The organism is Pseudomonas sp. Irchel s3a10 (genome assembly GCF_900187525.1).
GTDB lineage: Bacteria > Pseudomonadota > Gammaproteobacteria > Pseudomonadales > Pseudomonadaceae > Aquipseudomonas > Aquipseudomonas koreensis_G.
The window spans coordinates 317,245-332,601 of sequence record NZ_FYDR01000005.1 but is presented as its reverse complement, the minus strand read 5'-3'; the positions used below and the strand labels follow the sequence as shown (position 1 = coordinate 332,601).

14 protein-coding genes are annotated in these 15,357 nt (G+C 61.2%); 2 read left to right on the top strand and 12 right to left on the bottom strand.

Annotated features, from left to right (window positions below):
* Positions 1-409: 409 nt before the first annotated feature.
* The 11 genes from pcaC to pcaR all read right to left on the bottom strand — a co-directional run bounded on the left by pcaC (position 410) and on the right by pcaR (position 11,424).
* Positions 410-802, bottom strand: a complete 393-nt coding sequence (gene pcaC / locus CKW11_RS17325) for a 4-carboxymuconolactone decarboxylase (RefSeq protein WP_095138478.1) — start codon at positions 800-802, stop codon at positions 410-412.
* A gap of 10 nt (positions 803-812) precedes the next feature.
* Positions 813-1,604 (bottom strand): 3-oxoadipate enol-lactonase, encoded by a 792-nt coding sequence (gene pcaD / locus CKW11_RS17320; RefSeq protein WP_095138477.1) that lies wholly within the window; start codon positions 1,602-1,604, stop codon positions 813-815.
* A 12-nt stretch (positions 1,605-1,616) separates the two neighbouring features.
* Complete coding sequence (locus CKW11_RS17315; RefSeq protein ID WP_095138476.1) at positions 1,617-2,981, bottom strand: 3-carboxy-cis,cis-muconate cycloisomerase; 1,365 nt, start codon at positions 2,979-2,981, stop codon at positions 1,617-1,619.
* Positions 2,982-3,027: 46 nt separating this feature from the next.
* Positions 3,028-4,323, bottom strand: coding sequence for an MFS family transporter (locus CKW11_RS17310; RefSeq protein WP_095138475.1), 1,296 nt, complete (start codon positions 4,321-4,323; stop codon positions 3,028-3,030).
* Between the two features lie 195 nt (positions 4,324-4,518).
* Entirely contained in the window at positions 4,519-5,085 is a 567-nt protein-coding gene (pcaG, locus tag CKW11_RS17300) for a protocatechuate 3,4-dioxygenase subunit alpha (RefSeq protein ID WP_095138473.1), read from the bottom strand.
* Between the two features lies 1 nt (position 5,086).
* Positions 5,087-5,791 carry a protocatechuate 3,4-dioxygenase subunit beta gene (pcaH, locus tag CKW11_RS17295; protein WP_041070512.1) on the bottom strand — a complete coding sequence of 235 codons (705 nt, stop codon included), beginning with the start codon at positions 5,789-5,791 and terminating at the stop codon, positions 5,087-5,089.
* A gap of 37 nt (positions 5,792-5,828) precedes the next feature.
* Positions 5,829-7,034 carry a 3-oxoadipyl-CoA thiolase gene (gene pcaF, locus CKW11_RS17290; protein WP_177440011.1) on the bottom strand — a complete coding sequence of 402 codons (1,206 nt, stop codon included), beginning with the start codon at positions 7,032-7,034 and terminating at the stop codon, positions 5,829-5,831.
* Positions 7,031-7,810 carry a CoA-transferase subunit beta gene (locus CKW11_RS17285; protein ID WP_027614392.1) on the bottom strand — a complete coding sequence of 260 codons (780 nt, stop codon included), beginning with the start codon at positions 7,808-7,810 and terminating at the stop codon, positions 7,031-7,033. Before CKW11_RS17285 ends, pcaF begins: the two co-directional genes overlap by 4 nt.
* Positions 7,810-8,667, bottom strand: a complete 858-nt coding sequence (locus CKW11_RS17280) for a CoA transferase subunit A (RefSeq protein ID WP_003222404.1) — start codon at positions 8,665-8,667, stop codon at positions 7,810-7,812. The genes CKW11_RS17285 and CKW11_RS17280 overlap by 1 nt, the downstream gene beginning before the upstream one ends.
* Before the next feature lie 273 nt (positions 8,668-8,940).
* Complete coding sequence (locus CKW11_RS17275) at positions 8,941-10,287, bottom strand: MFS transporter (protein ID WP_095138471.1); 1,347 nt, start codon at positions 10,285-10,287, stop codon at positions 8,941-8,943.
* Positions 10,288-10,581: 294 nt separating this feature from the next.
* On the bottom strand, positions 10,582-11,424 hold the full coding sequence (gene pcaR / locus CKW11_RS17270; RefSeq protein ID WP_007963153.1) for a pca regulon transcriptional regulator PcaR: 843 nt from the start codon (positions 11,422-11,424) through the stop codon (positions 10,582-10,584).
* Between the two features lie 654 nt (positions 11,425-12,078).
* On the opposite strand from pcaR, the gene CKW11_RS17265 reads away from it, so the two are divergent.
* Both CKW11_RS17265 and CKW11_RS17260 read left to right on the top strand, forming a co-directional pair.
* Positions 12,079-12,279 (top strand): hypothetical protein, encoded by a 201-nt coding sequence (locus tag CKW11_RS17265; RefSeq protein ID WP_003222398.1) that lies wholly within the window; start codon positions 12,079-12,081, stop codon positions 12,277-12,279.
* Between the two features lie 374 nt (positions 12,280-12,653).
* Complete coding sequence (locus CKW11_RS17260; RefSeq protein ID WP_095138470.1) at positions 12,654-14,129, top strand: inorganic phosphate transporter; 1,476 nt, start codon at positions 12,654-12,656, stop codon at positions 14,127-14,129.
* 1,073 nt (positions 14,130-15,202) lie between these two features.
* On the opposite strand, the gene ccoM is transcribed toward CKW11_RS17260, so the two are convergent.
* A complete protein-coding gene (ccoM, locus tag CKW11_RS28990; protein ID WP_003222396.1) occupies positions 15,203-15,316 on the bottom strand; it encodes a cytochrome c oxidase subunit CcoM in 114 nt (37 codons plus the stop codon).
* Positions 15,317-15,357 lie beyond the last annotated feature (41 nt).

The following is a 15,357-nucleotide window of genomic DNA, read 5'->3' as shown; positions in this document are numbered from 1 at the left end:
GCTCCCACAGGGAAATGCATTCCCAATGTGGGAGCGGATTTTCATTGTTGCCAAGGTTTGAGTGCCTGTGCTGATTGATGCATCACGGCGCCTGCCGCTTTCGCGAGCAAGCCCGCTCCCACAGGGAAATGCATTCCCAATGTGGGAGCGGATTTTCATTGTTGCCAGGGTTGAGTGCCTGTGCTGATTGATGCACCACGGCGTCTGCCGCTTTCGCGGGCAAGCCCGCTCCCACAGGGAAATGCATTCCCAATGTGGGAGCGGATTTTCATTGTTGCCAGGGTTGAGTGCCTGTGCTGATTGATGCATCACGGCGTCTGCCGCTTTCGCGAGCAAGCCCGCTCCCACAGGGAAATGCATTCCCAATGTGGGAGCGGGCTTGCTCGCGAAGGCGTCAGTTCAGGCACCATCACTCCCGGGATTCGACGCCCAGTTCATCCCACACCGACTCCGCCAGGTGGAACGTCGCATTGGCCGCCGGGATTCCGCAGTAAATCGCGCTCTGCATGATCACTTCCTTGATCTCGCCCCGGCTCACACCGTTGTTGGCCGCCGCACGCAAATGCAGTTTCAGCTCGGCCTCGCGGTTCATCCCGATCAGCATGGCGATGGTGATCAGGCTGCGCGTGTGCCGAGGCAGGCCCGGGCGGGTCCAGATGTCGCCCCAGGCGTGACGGGTGATCATCTCCTGGAATTCCGAGTTGAACTCGGTCAGTGCATTCAGGCTGCGATCGACATGGGCGTCGCCCAACACCGCGCGGCGTACCTGCATGCCATCGTCGTAACGTTGTTTCTCGTCCACAAAAACTTCCTCACTTAGCCTGCAAAAACGCCAACACGCGATCACTGAAATCAGCGCCGGCCTGCACATTGGACAGGTGCGCGGCATGGAACTCGGCGTACTCGGCGTCGCGCACATGCTGCTGAATGAAATGCCCGCCGGACGGTGGCGTCACCGCATCTTCGGTGCCGGCAATCACCAGCAGCGGCAGGTTGATCGAGGCCAGTTGCTCACGGAAATCGGCATCGCGCACCGCCGCGCAATTGGCCGCATAACCTTCAGGCGAAGTCGCCGCGAGCATGTCGGTGATCTTCTCCGCTGCAGCCGGATTGGCCGCGGAAAAATCCGGGGTGAACCACCGGGCAATCGACGCATCACGCAGTGCGACCATCGCTGCCGGGCCATCACGCAGCACGGTTTCGATGCGCGGGTTCCACACCGATGGATCACCGATCTTTGCGGCGGTGTTGCACACGATCAGTTTGTGCAGACGATGACCGGCATTGATCCCCAGCCACTGGCCGATCAAGCCACCCATCGACAGTCCGCAAAAATGCGCACGCTCGATGTGCAGCGCATCGAGCAAGCCGAGCACGTCGCGGCCCAGTTGCTCAATGCTGTACGGCCCCGGTGTCACCAACGACTGGCCGTGGCCACGGGTGTCGAAACGCAGCACCCGGAAGTACTCGGTGAACGCCGGCACCTGCGCGTCCCACATGTGCAGGTCGGTGCCCAGCGAGTTGGACAGCACCAGCACCGGTGCGTCGACCGGGCCTTCAATAACGTAATGCAGTTCGCCATCGGCGAGTTGAACGAAAGCCACAGCCCTCTCCTTTCAGACAGACAATGCGTTGTGTTCGGCCACCGCGCGCTCGACCCAGGTTTGTGCCTGGCCGAGGTAATGCGCGGGGTCGAGCAGATGATCGAGTTCAGTGCTGCTCAGTTCGGCGGTCACTTGCGGCTCGTCGCCGAGTACCGCACGCAGGTGGCGCTGTTCGGCCACCGCGCGTTTGCAGCATTGTTCGAGCAGGTGATGTGCGGTGTCGCGGCCGACCCGTTGCGCAAGGACGATGCTCACCGCTTCGGCCAGCACCAGCCCTTGGGTCAATTGGAGATTGCGCGCCATGCGCTCGGCATCGACTTCCAGACCATCGGCCAGCAAGCGCGCCTGTTGCAGCGCACCGGACACCAGGCAGCAGATCTCCGGCAGGGTTTCCCATTCGGCATGCCACAGACCGAGGCTGCGTTCGTGCTCCTGCGGCATGGCGCTGAACAGTGTCGAGACCAGCCCCGGCACCCGCGTCGCCGCACCGATCAACACCGCCGCACCCACCGGATTGCGCTTGTGCGGCATGGTCGACGAACCGCCCTTGCCCGGCGCCGACGGCTCGAACACTTCCGCCGCTTCGGTCTGCATCAACAGACTGACGTCGCGCCCGAGTTTGCCGAGGCTGCCGGCGATCAAACCGAGCACAGCGCCGAACTCGACAATGCGATCACGCTGGGTGTGCCACGGTTGTTCCGGCAAGCTCAGTTGCAGCTCTTCGGCCAGCGCCTGGGCGATCGGCAACGCCTGTTCGCCAAGCGCCGCAAGGGTGCCGGAAGCGCCACCGAATTGCAGCACCAGCAGCCGTGGCTTGAGTTCGCGCAGACGCTGACGGCTGCGGGTCACCGCGCCGAGCCAACCGGCAATCTTCATCCCGAGGGTGACGGGCGTGGCGTGCTGCAGCCAGGTGCGCCCGGCCAGTGGCGTCGTCGCATGACTTTTGGCTTGGGTGGCGAGCGAATCGGCGAGCGCTGCCAGATCGCTTTCAATCAGCTCCAGCGCCTGACGCAATTGCAGGACCAGCCCGGAATCCATCACATCCTGACTGGTCGCCCCCAGATGCACATAACGCTCGGCCTCGGCACTGCTCGCGGCAATCTGCTTGCCCAACGCCTTGACCAGTGGAATCGCCGAGTTACCAGCCGTGGCAATCGCCTCGCCCAGCGCCGCGAAGTCATACAGACCGGCGTTGCAGGCGGCGGCAATCGGCGCGACGGCGGCCGCCGGAATCACTCCGACCCGCGCTTCGGCCCGGGCCAGCGCCGCTTCGAAATCAAGCATCGCCTGCACCCGGCCCTGATCGCAGAACACCTCGCGCATATCGCGGGCCGTGAAGTAGGCATCGAACAATTGATTGCCCGGTCGCTGAGTCATAAACAGTCCTTGCCGGCGCGGGCCAATGCGGCCCGCGCACATCGGTTTACAGATCGTGATGCAAGTACGCCGCCTGTTTCGGCAGGCGCAGGCTGAACAGGAACGCCACCGCCATCATCACCGTGACGTACCAGTAGAAGGCGTTTTCCATGCCCCCGGCCTTGAGGCTCAGCGCCACGTATTCCGCCGAACCGCCGAAGATCGCGTTGGCCACCGCATAGGCCAGACCGACGCCAAGGGCGCGGACTTCCGGCGGGAACATTTCGGCTTTCACCAAGCCGCTGATCGAGGTGTAGAAACTGACAATCGCCAGCGCCACGGTAATCAACACAAAGGCCAGAATCGGGCTGCTGATGCTTTTCAGGCTCAACAGGATCGGCACCGTGAACAGCGTGCCGAGCGCGCCGAACCAGAGCATCGAATTACGCCGGCCGATCTTGTCGGCGAGCATGCCGAACAGCGGCTGCATGCACATATACAGGAACAGCGCGCCGGTCATGATGTAACTGGCGGTTTTCGCGTGCATGCCGGCGGTGTTCACCAGGTACTTCTGCATATATGTGGTGAAGGTGTAGAAAATCAGCGAGCCACCGGCGGTGTAACCGAGCACGGTGATGAACGCGGCCTTGTGATCACGGAACAGTGCGCGGATGCTGCCGGCGTCCTTGTTCTCGCGCATTTCCTTGCTGGTGGTTTCCTTCAACGAACGGCGCAGGAACAGCGAAATCAACGCCGCCACCGCACCGACCACAAATGGAATCCGCCAGCCGTAGGCGCGCAGATCCTCTTCGGTGAGGAATTGCTGCAGAACCACCACCAGCGACACCGCCAGCAGTTGCCCGCCGATCAGGGTCACGTACTGGAACGAGGCAAAAAATCCACGCTGGCCCTTGAGCGCGACTTCGCTCATGTAGGTCGCGGTGGTGCCGTACTCGCCGCCGACCGACAAGCCTTGCAGCAAGCGTGCGAACAACAGCAGGACTGGCGCCCAGACGCCGATGTCCTTGTAGGTCGGCAGGCAGGCGATCAGCAGCGAGCCGAAGCACATCATCAGAATCGAGATGAGCATCGAATTCTTGCGCCCGTGCTTGTCCGCCACCCGGCCAAAAATCCAGCCGCCAATCGGGCGCATCAGGAAGCCGGCAGCAAACACCCCGGCCGTGTTGACCAGTTGCACCGTAGGGTTGTCGGAAGGGAAAAACGCCGGGGCGAAATAGATCGCGCAGAAGGCATAGACATAGAAGTCGAACCATTCGACGAGGTTGCCGGACGAGGCACCGACAATGGCGAAGATGCGCTTGCTGCGCTCCTCGCCAGTGTAATGAGCGGTGGTAGTGGTCATTGGTTTTTACTCTGAAGGGACAGGTGAGAGTCTAGACACACTTCGCAACAATCCCGTTCCACATCGAATCAGCAACACAGTTCTCCCCTGTGGGAGCGGGCTTGCTCGCGAAGGCGGTGGGTCAGTCAACATTAATATCGCCTGACACGCCGTCTTCGCGAGCAAGCCCGCTCCCACAGGGGATTGGGGTGTACCTCAGTAATCGAAAAACACCGTCTCGGCCTCAGTGCCCTGCAAAATCACATTCCACTGATACACACCCGCCGCATCCGGCTTCGCCAGCAACGTAGCGCGACGCTCGGCCGGCACACATTCCAGCAGCGGATCATTGACGTTCGCCGGGTCGCCTTCGAAGTAGATGCGTGTCAGCAAGTGCTTGACCAGCCCACGGGCAAACACCAGCACCACCAGATGCGGCGCCTGGGTCGAGCCCTTCAGGCCTTCGACCGTGCCCGGTTTGATCGTGGTGAAACGGAAGCGCCCTTCGGCATCCACCGGCACCCGGCCAAAACCTTCGAAATGCGGATCCAGCGGCTTGTCCTGCTCGTCTTCCGGGTGCGCGTACTTGCCGGCGGCGTTGGCCTGCCAGACTTCGAGCATCGCGTCGTTGACCACATCGCCGTTGCCGTCAACGACTTGGCCGGTGATCGCCACGCGCTCGCCGAGGGTTTGTTCGACCGCGAGGTTTTCGCGGTTCAGCCAGGTCAGGCCGATGTGGTAGTACGGCCCGACGGTGTGGGACGTGGTGGCAGTCAGCGTCATCTTATTTCTCCATCGGCGTGGCGTCGCGGCCGCGCAAAACGATGTCCCAGCGATAGCCGAGGGCGTAGGACGGAATGGTTTTTTCCAGATCGAAAGCGGCGATCAGACGCTCCTTGGCGGAGGTGTCCGGCACGCAGTTGTAGATCGGGTCGTAGGCCAGCAGTGGATCGCCGGGGAAGTACATCTGCGTCACCAGGCGGGTGAGGATACTCGGCCCGAACAGCGAGAAATGGATGTGCGCCGGGCGCCACGCGTTGTGGTGGTTGCCCCACGGATAGGCGCCGGGCTTGATGGTCTGGAACTGATACCAGCCGTCGGCGTCGGTCACGGTGCGGCCGGTGCCGGTGAAGTTCGGATCCAGCGGTGCGTCGTGCAGGTCGCGCTTGTGGTTGTAGCGGCCGGCGGCGTTGGCCTGCCAGATCTCCACCAGAATCCCCGGCACCGGCAAGCCGTTTTCGTCGAGCACACGGCCGTGAATGATGATGCGCTCGCCCAACGGCTCGCCGTCATGCTGAGCGGTCAGGTCGTTGTCCTTGTCGGCGACGCGTTCGGCACCGATGGTCGGGCCGGTGATCTCCGACAACGAATGCGGCAGAAACACCAACGGCTTGGACGGCGAGCGCAGGTTGGTGGATTGATACGTCGGGTGCAGGTACTCAGGCTGGGTGCCTTCCTGCGGACGACGGTAGCCAGGCTTGTCAGTCATTTCGCTTTCCTCTGTTCTTATCAGTCGACGCGCAGCGTCAGACGCGTTCAATGGCCAGGGCCAGACCCTGCCCGACGCCGACGCACATGGTCGCCAGACCTTTCTTGCCGCCGGTCTTTTCCAGCTGATGCAGCGCGGTCAGCACCAGTCGCGCCCCGCTCATGCCCAGCGGATGGCCCAAGGCAATTGCGCCACCGTTCGGGTTGACCTGCGGCGCATCGTCGGCCAGACCCAATTCGCGCAGCACCGCCAGACCTTGGCTGGCAAACGCTTCGTTGAGTTCGATCACGTCGAAATCGCTGACCGCCACGCCGAGGCGCTCCATCAGTTTGCGCACCGCCGGCACCGGGCCGATGCCCATCACCCGAGGTGCAACCCCGGCGCTGGCCATACCGAGTACTTTGGCGCGGGCAGTCAGGCCGTGTTTTTTCACCGCTTCCGCCGACGCGAGAATCAGCGCGGCAGCACCGTCGTTGACCCCGGACGCGTTGCCGGCGGTGACAGTCTTGTCCGGGCCGTTGACCGGTTTGAGTTTGGTCAGCGCTTCAATTGTCGTGTCGGCGCGCGGGTGTTCGTCCTGGCTGACCACGGTTTCGCCCTTCTTGTGGGCGATCCGCACTTCGACGATTTCCTCGGCGAAGTAGCCCGCAGCCTGCGCGGCGGCAGTGCGTTGCTGACTGCGCAGGGCGAAAGCGTCCTGATCGGCACGCGACACTTTATAGTCGTCGGCGACGTTGTCGGCGGTCTGCGGCATCGCATCGACGCCGTACTGGGCCTTCATCAGTGGGTTGATAAAGCGCCAGCCGATGGTGGTGTCTTCCAGCTTCATGTTGCGCGAGAACGCTGCGTCCGCCTTGCCCATCACGAACGGCGCGCGGGACATAGACTCGACGCCACCGGCAATCGCCAGCTCCATCTCGCCGCTGGCAATCGCACGAAAAGCAGTGCCGATCGCGTCCATGCCCGAAGCGCAGAGACGGTTGAGGGTCACGCCTGGCACGCTGTCCGGCAGCCCCGCTAGCAGCAGCGCCATGCGCGCCACGTTGCGGTTGTCTTCGCCGGCCTGGTTGGCGCAGCCGAGGAACACTTCGTCGATCGCGTTCCAGTCCACCGATGGATTGCGTTCCATCAGCGCCTTGATCGGCACGGCGGCCAGATCGTCGGCACGGACGGCGGACAAACCGCCGCCAAAACGGCCGATGGGTGTGCGAATCGCGTCGCAGATATACACGTCACGCATCATGCTTCTCCCGGTGCCTGGCCGTGGGCGGCGGCGGTGCGCGCTTCGAGATCGCGCAGTGCAGTCAGTTCGACCTCGGTTGGCGCAGCCGTGGTTTCAACGTTGTCGGCAAAGCGGATCGCCCAACCGGTGGCGGCAACCACTTGCTCGCGGGTCACGCCCGGGTGCAGTGCGGTGACCACGAATTCGTGGGTGCCCTGCTCCGGTTCCATGATGCACAAGTCGGTGATGATCCCGACCGGGCCGGCACCCGGCAGGCCCAGACGCTTGCGCGAATCGCCGCCCTCGCCGTGACCGACCGAGGTAATGAAGTCGAGCTTGTCGACGAACGAGCGCGCCGACTGCTTGAGGATGATCAACACGCTCTTCGCCGAACCGGCGATTTCCGGCGCGCCACCGGCACCCGGCAAACGCACTTTCGGCGCGTGGTAATCGCCGACCACGGTGGTGTTGATGTTGCCAAAACGGTCGACCTGCGCCGCGCCGAGAAAACCGACGTCGATGCGTCCGCCCTGCAGCCAGTAGCGAAAAATCTCACCGGTCGGCACGACGGTGTCGGCGGTTTCCGCCAGTTCACCATCACCGATAGACAGCGGCAGCACGCTAGGCTTGGCGCCAATCGGGCCGGATTCGTAGATCAGCACCACGTCCGGCGACGAAGTCAGGCGCGCGAGGTTGGCGGCTTTCGACGGCAGGCCGATACCGACGAAGCACACCGAGCCGTTCTTCAGGCGACGGGCCGCAGCGACGGTCATCATTTCATTGGTGGTGTAAGTCATTACTTGGCCTCCGAAGCAGCGGCCAACTTGGCCTGAAACTCGCTGAAGTCAGCGCAGCCATGGATGTATTCGTTGATCCACGCGGTAAATGTCTCACGGTCGCGGGCGATCGGATCCCACGCCTGATAGAAGCGATTGTCGCGTTCGGTGTAACCGTGGGCGTAGGACGGATGCGCGCCGCCGGGTACGTGGCAGACCGCGCTCAAGGCCCAGGTCGGCAGCACGCAGGCGTTCATCGGCGCGTTGAGGTTGTCGACGATCTCCTCGACGGTGACGATGCAGCGCTTGGCCGCCAGTGCGGCTTCTTTCTGCACCCCAAGAATGCCCCACAGCAGCACGTTGCCCTGACGGTCGGCTTTCTGCGCGTGGATCACGGTCACGTCCGGACGCACCGACGGCACCGCCGCCAGCACTTCACCGGTGAACGGGCAGGTCACGGATTTGATCAGCGGGTTGACCTTCGGCAGGTCGGAACCAGCGTAGGCCCGCAGTACGGCGAAAGGCAGGCCGGAAGCGCCGGCGACGTAGGCATTGGCCAGGTCGGCGTGGCTGTGCTCTTCGATTTCCAGGGCATGCGGCCATTGCTTCTCGACCGCATCGCGCAGACGGTGCAGCGAACCCACACCAGGGTTGCCGCCCCAGGAAAAGATCAGCTTGCGTGCACAACCGGCACCGATCAGTTGGTCGTAGATCAGGTCAGGCGTCATCCGCACCAGGGTCAGATCTTTCTTGCCCTGGCGAATGATTTCATGACCTGCCGCCGTAGGGATCAGGTGAGTGAAGCCTTCGAGCGCGACGGTGTCGCCGTCGTTGACGAATTGCTTCACCGCGTCGTGCAGCGAAAGGATCTCAGCCATGGAGCAGGCTCCCGTTTTTGTAGTGAATCGCCAGTGAGAAAAAGGCGCGAGGTTCAGCGCCGGAGTCACTGCAGATTAAGCCGCTGAAAATGGCCAAACAATCCGATAATCGACTGAGTGTTCGTTTATCGAACGGATTGTTGTCACCCTATCAATCACAAGCAAAAGCTTCGCGAGCAAGCCCACTCCCACATTTGAAATGTGTTTTCCCTGTGGGAGCGGGCTTGCTCGCGAAGGCGTCGGAACATTCAATGCAAATCAAAATGACTCGACTCAAGTCGCGTCCGCATGACTCACCATGCCTTTAATCACCACTGCCGTCGTCGCCAACGCCGCCGGAATCACCAGCGCCGTCAGCACCTGCTCGAAGTTCCAGCCCAACCCCAGCAACGTCGCGCCCATCCACGCCCCGAGAATCGCGCCAAACCGACCAATCCCGAGCATCCACGACACCCCGGTCGCCCGCCCCTGGGTCGGATAAAACCGCGCCGCCAATGAAGGCATCGCCGATTGCGCACCGTTGACGCACATCCCGGCCACCAGCACCAAGGTCGCCAGCAATGTGATGTTGCCTAGACTCTGCCCCACCGCGTAGGCAAACACCCCGGCCAGCAGGTAAAAAGTGCCGATGACCTTGTGCGGATTGAAGCGATCCATCGCCCAGCCCACAGCGACCGCGCTCAACACCCCGCCGAACTGGAACAACGCGCCGATGAACGCCGCCTGCTCCATGCTCGCGCCGCTGTCACGCATCAGCGTCGGCAGCCAACTGGTCAGCAGGTAAACGATCACCAGACCCATGAAGTAGGTCAGCCACAGCAGCAAGGTGCCGGCGCTGTAGGTGCCGGAGAAAATCACCGCGAACACATTGCGCGCCTTGACGGTTTTCTGTTCCGGCACGCTGAAACTCGAGGCCTGCGCCACGGCGACCGGATCGATCGGCGACAAGGTCTTGCGCACTTTGTCGGTGCCGCGATTACGCACCACCAGATAACGCGCCGACTCCGGCAGCCAGAACAGCAGCACCACCGCGAGGATCAACGGCAGGATCCCGCCGATCAGCAGCAGGCTGTGCCAGCCGAACGCCGGGATCAGCTTCGCCGAAATGAAACCGCCACCGGCCATGCCGAGGTTGAAGCCGCAGAACATGCTGGTCACCAGCAAGGATTTCTTGCGCTCCGGGGTGTATTCCGAAAGCAGCGTAGTGGCGTTGGGCATGCCGGCACCCAGCCCGAGACCAGTGAGGAAGCGCAACACCAGCAGTTGTTCGACATTGGTGCTGTACGCCGAGGCCAGGCTGAAGGCGCCGAACAACACCACCGCGCCGACCAGCACCACTTTGCGCCCGAAGCGGTCAGCCAGCGGGCCGGAACCCAGTGCACCGAAGACCATGCCGATCAGCGCGGCGCTCATCACCGGGCCAAGGCTGGCGCGGTCGATGCCCCAGTCCTGGGACAGCGCCGGCGCGATAAAACCCATCGCCGCGGTGTCGAGGCCATCGAGAAACACAATCAGGAAACACAGGATCACCACGCGCCACTGATAGCGCGAGATCGGTTGGGCATTGATGAAGGTCTGCACGTCGAGGCAGTTACCCACAGCGGACTGAGGCTGGTTCATTGTTTTTATTCCACGCAAAAAACGCAGTCGAACGGCGGCCGGCCGAAGAGCGGCACGGTCACAAGAATAGAAGGTCTGGATCAGGCGTTGCGGGAAACCCGGCAACAGGGGATGCAGCGGAGACAGTCGGGGAGCATGCGCATGGTGAGTTGCCTCTTGTCATTATTATGGGAGTCGGCAGTCCGGGCTGAGACCTGTGCTCAGCGCCGGATGACGCTGCCGCGACATTAATGATCCGGGGCTTTTAGCGTCAATTCGATAAACGCAACACTGTGCGTTTATCGAACAGCTTCATCAGGCGAACAACTGCGCACTGAGGTCGCGGCTGGCGCTGAGCAGGCCCGGCAGGAAGCGTTGCTCCAGCTCGGTACGGCTGACGCGACCGGCGTGGGTACTGACATTGAGCGCCGCCACCACCTGGCCCGACGCGTCGTAGACCGGCACGGCAATCGAACGCAGGCCTTGTTCGAGTTCCTGATCGACGATGCACCAGCCCTGCTGCCGTACTTCCTGCAGGCATTCGAGCAGACTTTCCGGGGTGTGCAGCGTACGGCTGGTCTTGGCCACCAGTTCGGCATGGTCGAGGTATTCGCGTAGCGAGGTGTCGTCCAGCGCCGCCAGCAGGATGCGGCCCATCGACGTGCAATAGGCCGGCAGACGCCCGCCCACCGACAGGTCCACCGAGATCAACCGCTGCGTGGTCGCCGAGCGGGCGATGTACAGAATGTCGTCGCCCTCGAGCGTGGCCATGTTGCAGGCTTCGTGCAGTTGCTCGCTCATGCGGTCGAGGTACGGCTGGGCCGACACCGCCAGCGGCGTCGACGACAGATACGCGTGGCCGAGGGTCAGCACTTTGGGCAACAACGAGTACGTGCGGCCATCGGTGGTGGCGTAACCCAGTTTGATCAGTGTGTGCAGGCAACGGCGCACGGCGGCGCGGGGAATTTCCGTGCGATGGCTGATCTGGGCGATGGTCAGGTGCCGCTTGCGCTCCTGAAATGCCTGCACCACCGCCAGGCCACGGGCCAGCGAGGTCATGAAATCCGGATCGCCGGTCAGCGCCTGGATACGCTTGGCGGGCGACGCGACGATCGGCGGCGCCACGGAGGTGAAAGAGTTGCGCATTTGATCGTTCATTTCTTGTCCTTTTTGCGGCACGGATCAATGGCCATACAAGCGGCTCGCCGGCAAATGCACAAGCACCGGGACGCCAAGATTGGGCGATTATCGAACCGCCGACCGATAATCGCAATCCATCACCCGGTGTCCTTCGCGGCGTCTTCAATCCTTTGCCTGACCTGTTCATTCAACTTCACATGCATGCTTAGTTGTTCGACTTAATGGCGCCAGAAACTCAACGCGTGGCCTTAAAAGGTTTCGGCGAATTTCAACTAGCGATAAAACTTGTCAGTAACAAAACGATCACACATCCCGAACCGTTTTTAACTTGGCAAAGATAGTCATTCCCGAATCGACCGCTATAATGCACCTCAGTGGCGCCGCGTTTTCATTGGCCGAGGGTGCCGCCCGCTGAACCGATGCCTATTGTCGTCAGCCCCGGCCAGCGCCTGACGCTCATTATTCATGCACCGCCAGCGCGCTTGCTGAAACAGGAAACTGATGCTGCGTCAGTTTTAATCTGGTGCCGTAGCCGCCTGCAACATGGAAGTCTTGATCGCCCTGCCGATAACACCAATGCCTGAACCGGCATTGCCCTTCGGTGGACGTGTTCAATCGACTCGTTGCCGGGCGTTTCACCAGTTATTTATCTCAACTCAAACAGGTAGCACTGTGACGAAAGACGAACTGCGCGCGGAACTTGAGCGCCAGGAACAACGTTACAAGGAAGTTTACGGCGGGGAAGTCACCACCTACGCCGCTCAGCCCGAACCGGAACGCAAGGCATGGCGTAAACGCCCGACTGTTCAGGATCAGGTTTTCCAGCAAGAACTGAAGAAAATGGAAGAAGAACTCAAAACCGAAGAGCCATGAACGGGCAATCCTGAGTTTTCGAGGGTCTGCGTCGCCACCGGCTAAAAGCACGGTGACCCGACGATGCCTTGCGCGCCCGCTATCCGCGGGCAGCGGCCACCTCCCCCGTCCTGCACGGGAATGGAGCGTGTCTGACTCGTTTCAGAGATATTTCACACAGGCGTTTGAGGCCCGCGCGCGCTCGACAAAATGCCTGCTGCCTGAAGGTTTTCCCAAGCTAATCAAAGACTTGAAAAACCCTGCAACACGCTAGGGCTTTGCACCTTGCAACAATTTAATTCGACATTGATTGCTACCGATGAGCAGGTAGGGGATCGATTTCCAGTCTTTTCTGGCATAATCGCGCCCCCTTATGACCGGGTCAGAAAACCTTCATGATCGATTTATTCAGCGGACTGGATGCTTGGGTGCTTGTGAGCCTCTTGCTCGCCCTGACGTTTGTCCTCGCCTTCGAGTTCATCAATGGATTTCATGACACCGCTAACGCGGTAGCCACTGTTATCTACACCAAAGCCATGCCGCCTCACCTGGCGGTGTTCTTCTCCGGTGTGTTCAACTTCCTCGGCGTGTTGCTGGGCGGCGTTGGCGTGGCGTATGCCATTGTTCACCTGCTGCCGGTAGAACTGCTGATCAATGTGAATACCGGCCATGGCCTGGCGATGGTGTTCTCGTTGCTCGCCGCGGCGATCACCTGGAACCTGGGCACCTGGTACTTCGGTATCCCGGCCTCCAGTTCCCACACCCTGATCGGCTCGATCCTCGGCGTCGGCCTGGCCAACGCCCTGATCAACAACATTCCGTTGGCCGACGGCGTGAACTGGCAGAAAGCGATCGACATCGGCGCCTCGCTGGTGTTCTCGCCAATGGCCGGTTTCCTGATCGCCGCGCTGGTCCTGATCGGCCTGAAGTGGTGGCGCCCGCTGTCGAAGATGCACAAGACTCCGGAACAGCGCCGCAAGATCGACGACAAGAAACACCCGCCGTTCTGGAACCGTCTGGTCCTGGTGATCTCGGCCATGGCCGTGAGCTTCGTGCACGGTTCCAACGATGGCCAGAAAGGCATCGGCCTGATCATGCTGGTATTGATCGGTATCGTGCCGGCGCAGTTCGTCCTCGACCTGAGCAGCACCACTTACCAGATCGAACGCACCCGCGACGCGACCCTGCACTTGAGCCAGTTCTACAAGCGCAATGCCGACTCCCTGGGCGAATTCCTGGCCCTGGGCAAAAGCGTTGAAGGCGACCTGCCGGAGAAATTCCGCTGCAACCCGCAGCAGACCGAACCGACCATCAACGCCCTGCTTGGCACCCTTAAAGGTGTAGCGGACTACCATTCGCTGTCCTCGGAAAGCCGCATCGAAGTCCGTCGTTACCTGCTGTGCCTGGACGACACCGCGAAGAAAGTCGGCAAGCTGCCAGGCCTGGAAGCGCGTGAGAAGGCTGACCTGGACAAACTGCGCAAAGACCTGACCACCACCACCGAATACGCCCCGTTCTGGGTGATTCTCGCGGTCGCCCTGGCCCTCGGCCTGGGTACCATGGTCGGCTGGAAACGCGTGGTACTGACCATCGGCGAGAAGATCGGCAAGCAAGGCATGACCTACTCCCAGGGCATGTCGGCGCAGATCACTACTGCCAGTTTGATCGGTATGGCCAACATCTTCAGCCTGCCGGTATCGACCACTCACGTGCTGTCCTCGGGCGTGGCCGGCACCATGGTCGCCAACAAGAGCGGCCTGCAGGGTGGGACTGTTCGCACTATCCTGCTGGCGTGGGTGTTGACCTTGCCGGCGACTGTGGCGCTGTCGGCTGGGTTGTTCTGGTTGGCATCCAAAGCGCTGGGTAGCTGATAGACCGCAGTACATGAGAAAGGCGCGATTCGTGAGGATCGCGCCTTTTTTTTGGGTTTGGTTTTGTGAGCATATCCGTTGCTGCGGTAACGGCCTCCTATGGTTCCGCCCTTACGGCGGGTCACTTTTTCCAAACGCCGAAAAAGTAACCAAAAAGGCTTCCCCCGGCGTACGGCACTTCGCTGAGGCTCAGTGTTCCCTCGCTACGGTGTCCATCCGGGGGCATCGCCTCCGGTTTGCTTCGCTGCACCTCCTCTCGATGTATGCGGCTTCGCCGCATGGCGCTGCGCGCCTAACCCCCTGATGGACACCTTCGCTCGGCCTGCCGAAGGGGCTGAAGATCAAAAGCCACATCAAGAGCCAGAGCAAGAGCCAAAGCCAAAGCCAAAGCCAAAGCCAAAGCCAAAGCCAAAGCCAAAGCCAAAGCCAAAGCAGATCAAAAGATCACAGCCTTCGGCAGTTCCTACAGGGGATTGGGTGTATTCAGTTTTGAGATTTGGTCGGCTGTCAGGCCGCCTTCGCGAGCAAGCTCGCTCCCACAGTTGGATGAGTGCATTCAGTCAGAAATCGGTCGGCTCGTAGGCCGCCATCGCCAGCAGGCTGGCTCCTACAGAAAAGCAAAAGCCGAGCGCACGCCTTTCCACCACTCAACACGATGAGCGTTAGCTCGAGTAAAGCTTTTGATCTGAGGGCCCGTCGGCAGGCTGAGTGGAGGGGTTTATCCGGGGGTGGGAGCGCAGCGACCGTTTGGCGAAGCCAAACACAGCGAGAGGAGGTGCAGCGAAGCAAACCGTAGGCGCTGCCCCCCGGATGAATCCCGCAGCGAAGGAACCCCGAGCCCCAGCGAGCGGGCCGAACGTAGGAGCAAGCGTTTTTTTGCTTACTTTTTTGAGGCGTTTGTCAAAAAAGTGAGTCGCCGTAAGGGCGAAACCCTAAGCCGCCGTTACCGCAGCAACGGATATTCACAAAGCACACCCAAAGTCTGGTCGGCCCAAAGGCCGCCAAGACACAAAAAAAAGGGGCAACCGAAGTCGCCCCAAAATGCCTTGCGTGCTCATCAAACCCGGAAAGACCTACTTCTTGCGCTTATTCGCATCCTTCCAGATAAAAAATCCAAACCCTGCAAAAAACAGAACCATGAGACCTACGGTCAGAACCCCGGCAAACACCACGTTATCGAAAAACATGACTGTGGCCTCCTGGCCCCTGCTTTGCTGCGATGGAGCTA

Bases quoted from the DNA above. Each gene is read 5' to 3' on its own strand.
- CKW11_RS17260 (WP_095138470.1), top strand. From the start codon at position 12,654: ATGATCGATTTATTCAGCGGACTGGATGCTTGGGTGCTTGTGAGCCTC.
- CKW11_RS17280 (WP_003222404.1), bottom strand. From the start codon at position 8,667: ATGGCTGAGATCCTTTCGCTGCACGACGCGGTGAAGCAATTCGTCAAC.
- CKW11_RS17310 (WP_095138475.1), bottom strand. From the start codon at position 4,323: ATGACCACTACCACCGCTCATTACACTGGCGAGGAGCGCAGCAAGCGC.
- pcaH (WP_041070512.1), bottom strand. From the start codon at position 5,791: ATGACTGACAAGCCTGGCTACCGTCGTCCGCAGGAAGGCACCCAGCCT.
- pcaG (WP_095138473.1), bottom strand. From the start codon at position 5,085: ATGACGCTGACTGCCACCACGTCCCACACCGTCGGGCCGTACTACCAC.
- ccoM (WP_003222396.1), bottom strand. From the start codon at position 15,316: ATGTTTTTCGATAACGTGGTGTTTGCCGGGGTTCTGACCGTAGGTCTC.
- CKW11_RS17315 (WP_095138476.1), bottom strand. From the start codon at position 2,981: ATGACTCAGCGACCGGGCAATCAATTGTTCGATGCCTACTTCACGGCC.
- pcaR (WP_007963153.1), bottom strand. From the start codon at position 11,424: ATGAACGATCAAATGCGCAACTCTTTCACCTCCGTGGCGCCGCCGATC.
- CKW11_RS17285 (WP_027614392.1), bottom strand. From the start codon at position 7,810: ATGACTTACACCACCAATGAAATGATGACCGTCGCTGCGGCCCGTCGC.
- CKW11_RS17275 (WP_095138471.1), bottom strand. From the start codon at position 10,287: ATGAACCAGCCTCAGTCCGCTGTGGGTAACTGCCTCGACGTGCAGACC.
- pcaF (WP_177440011.1), bottom strand. From the start codon at position 7,034: ATGATGCGTGACGTGTATATCTGCGACGCGATTCGCACACCCATCGGC.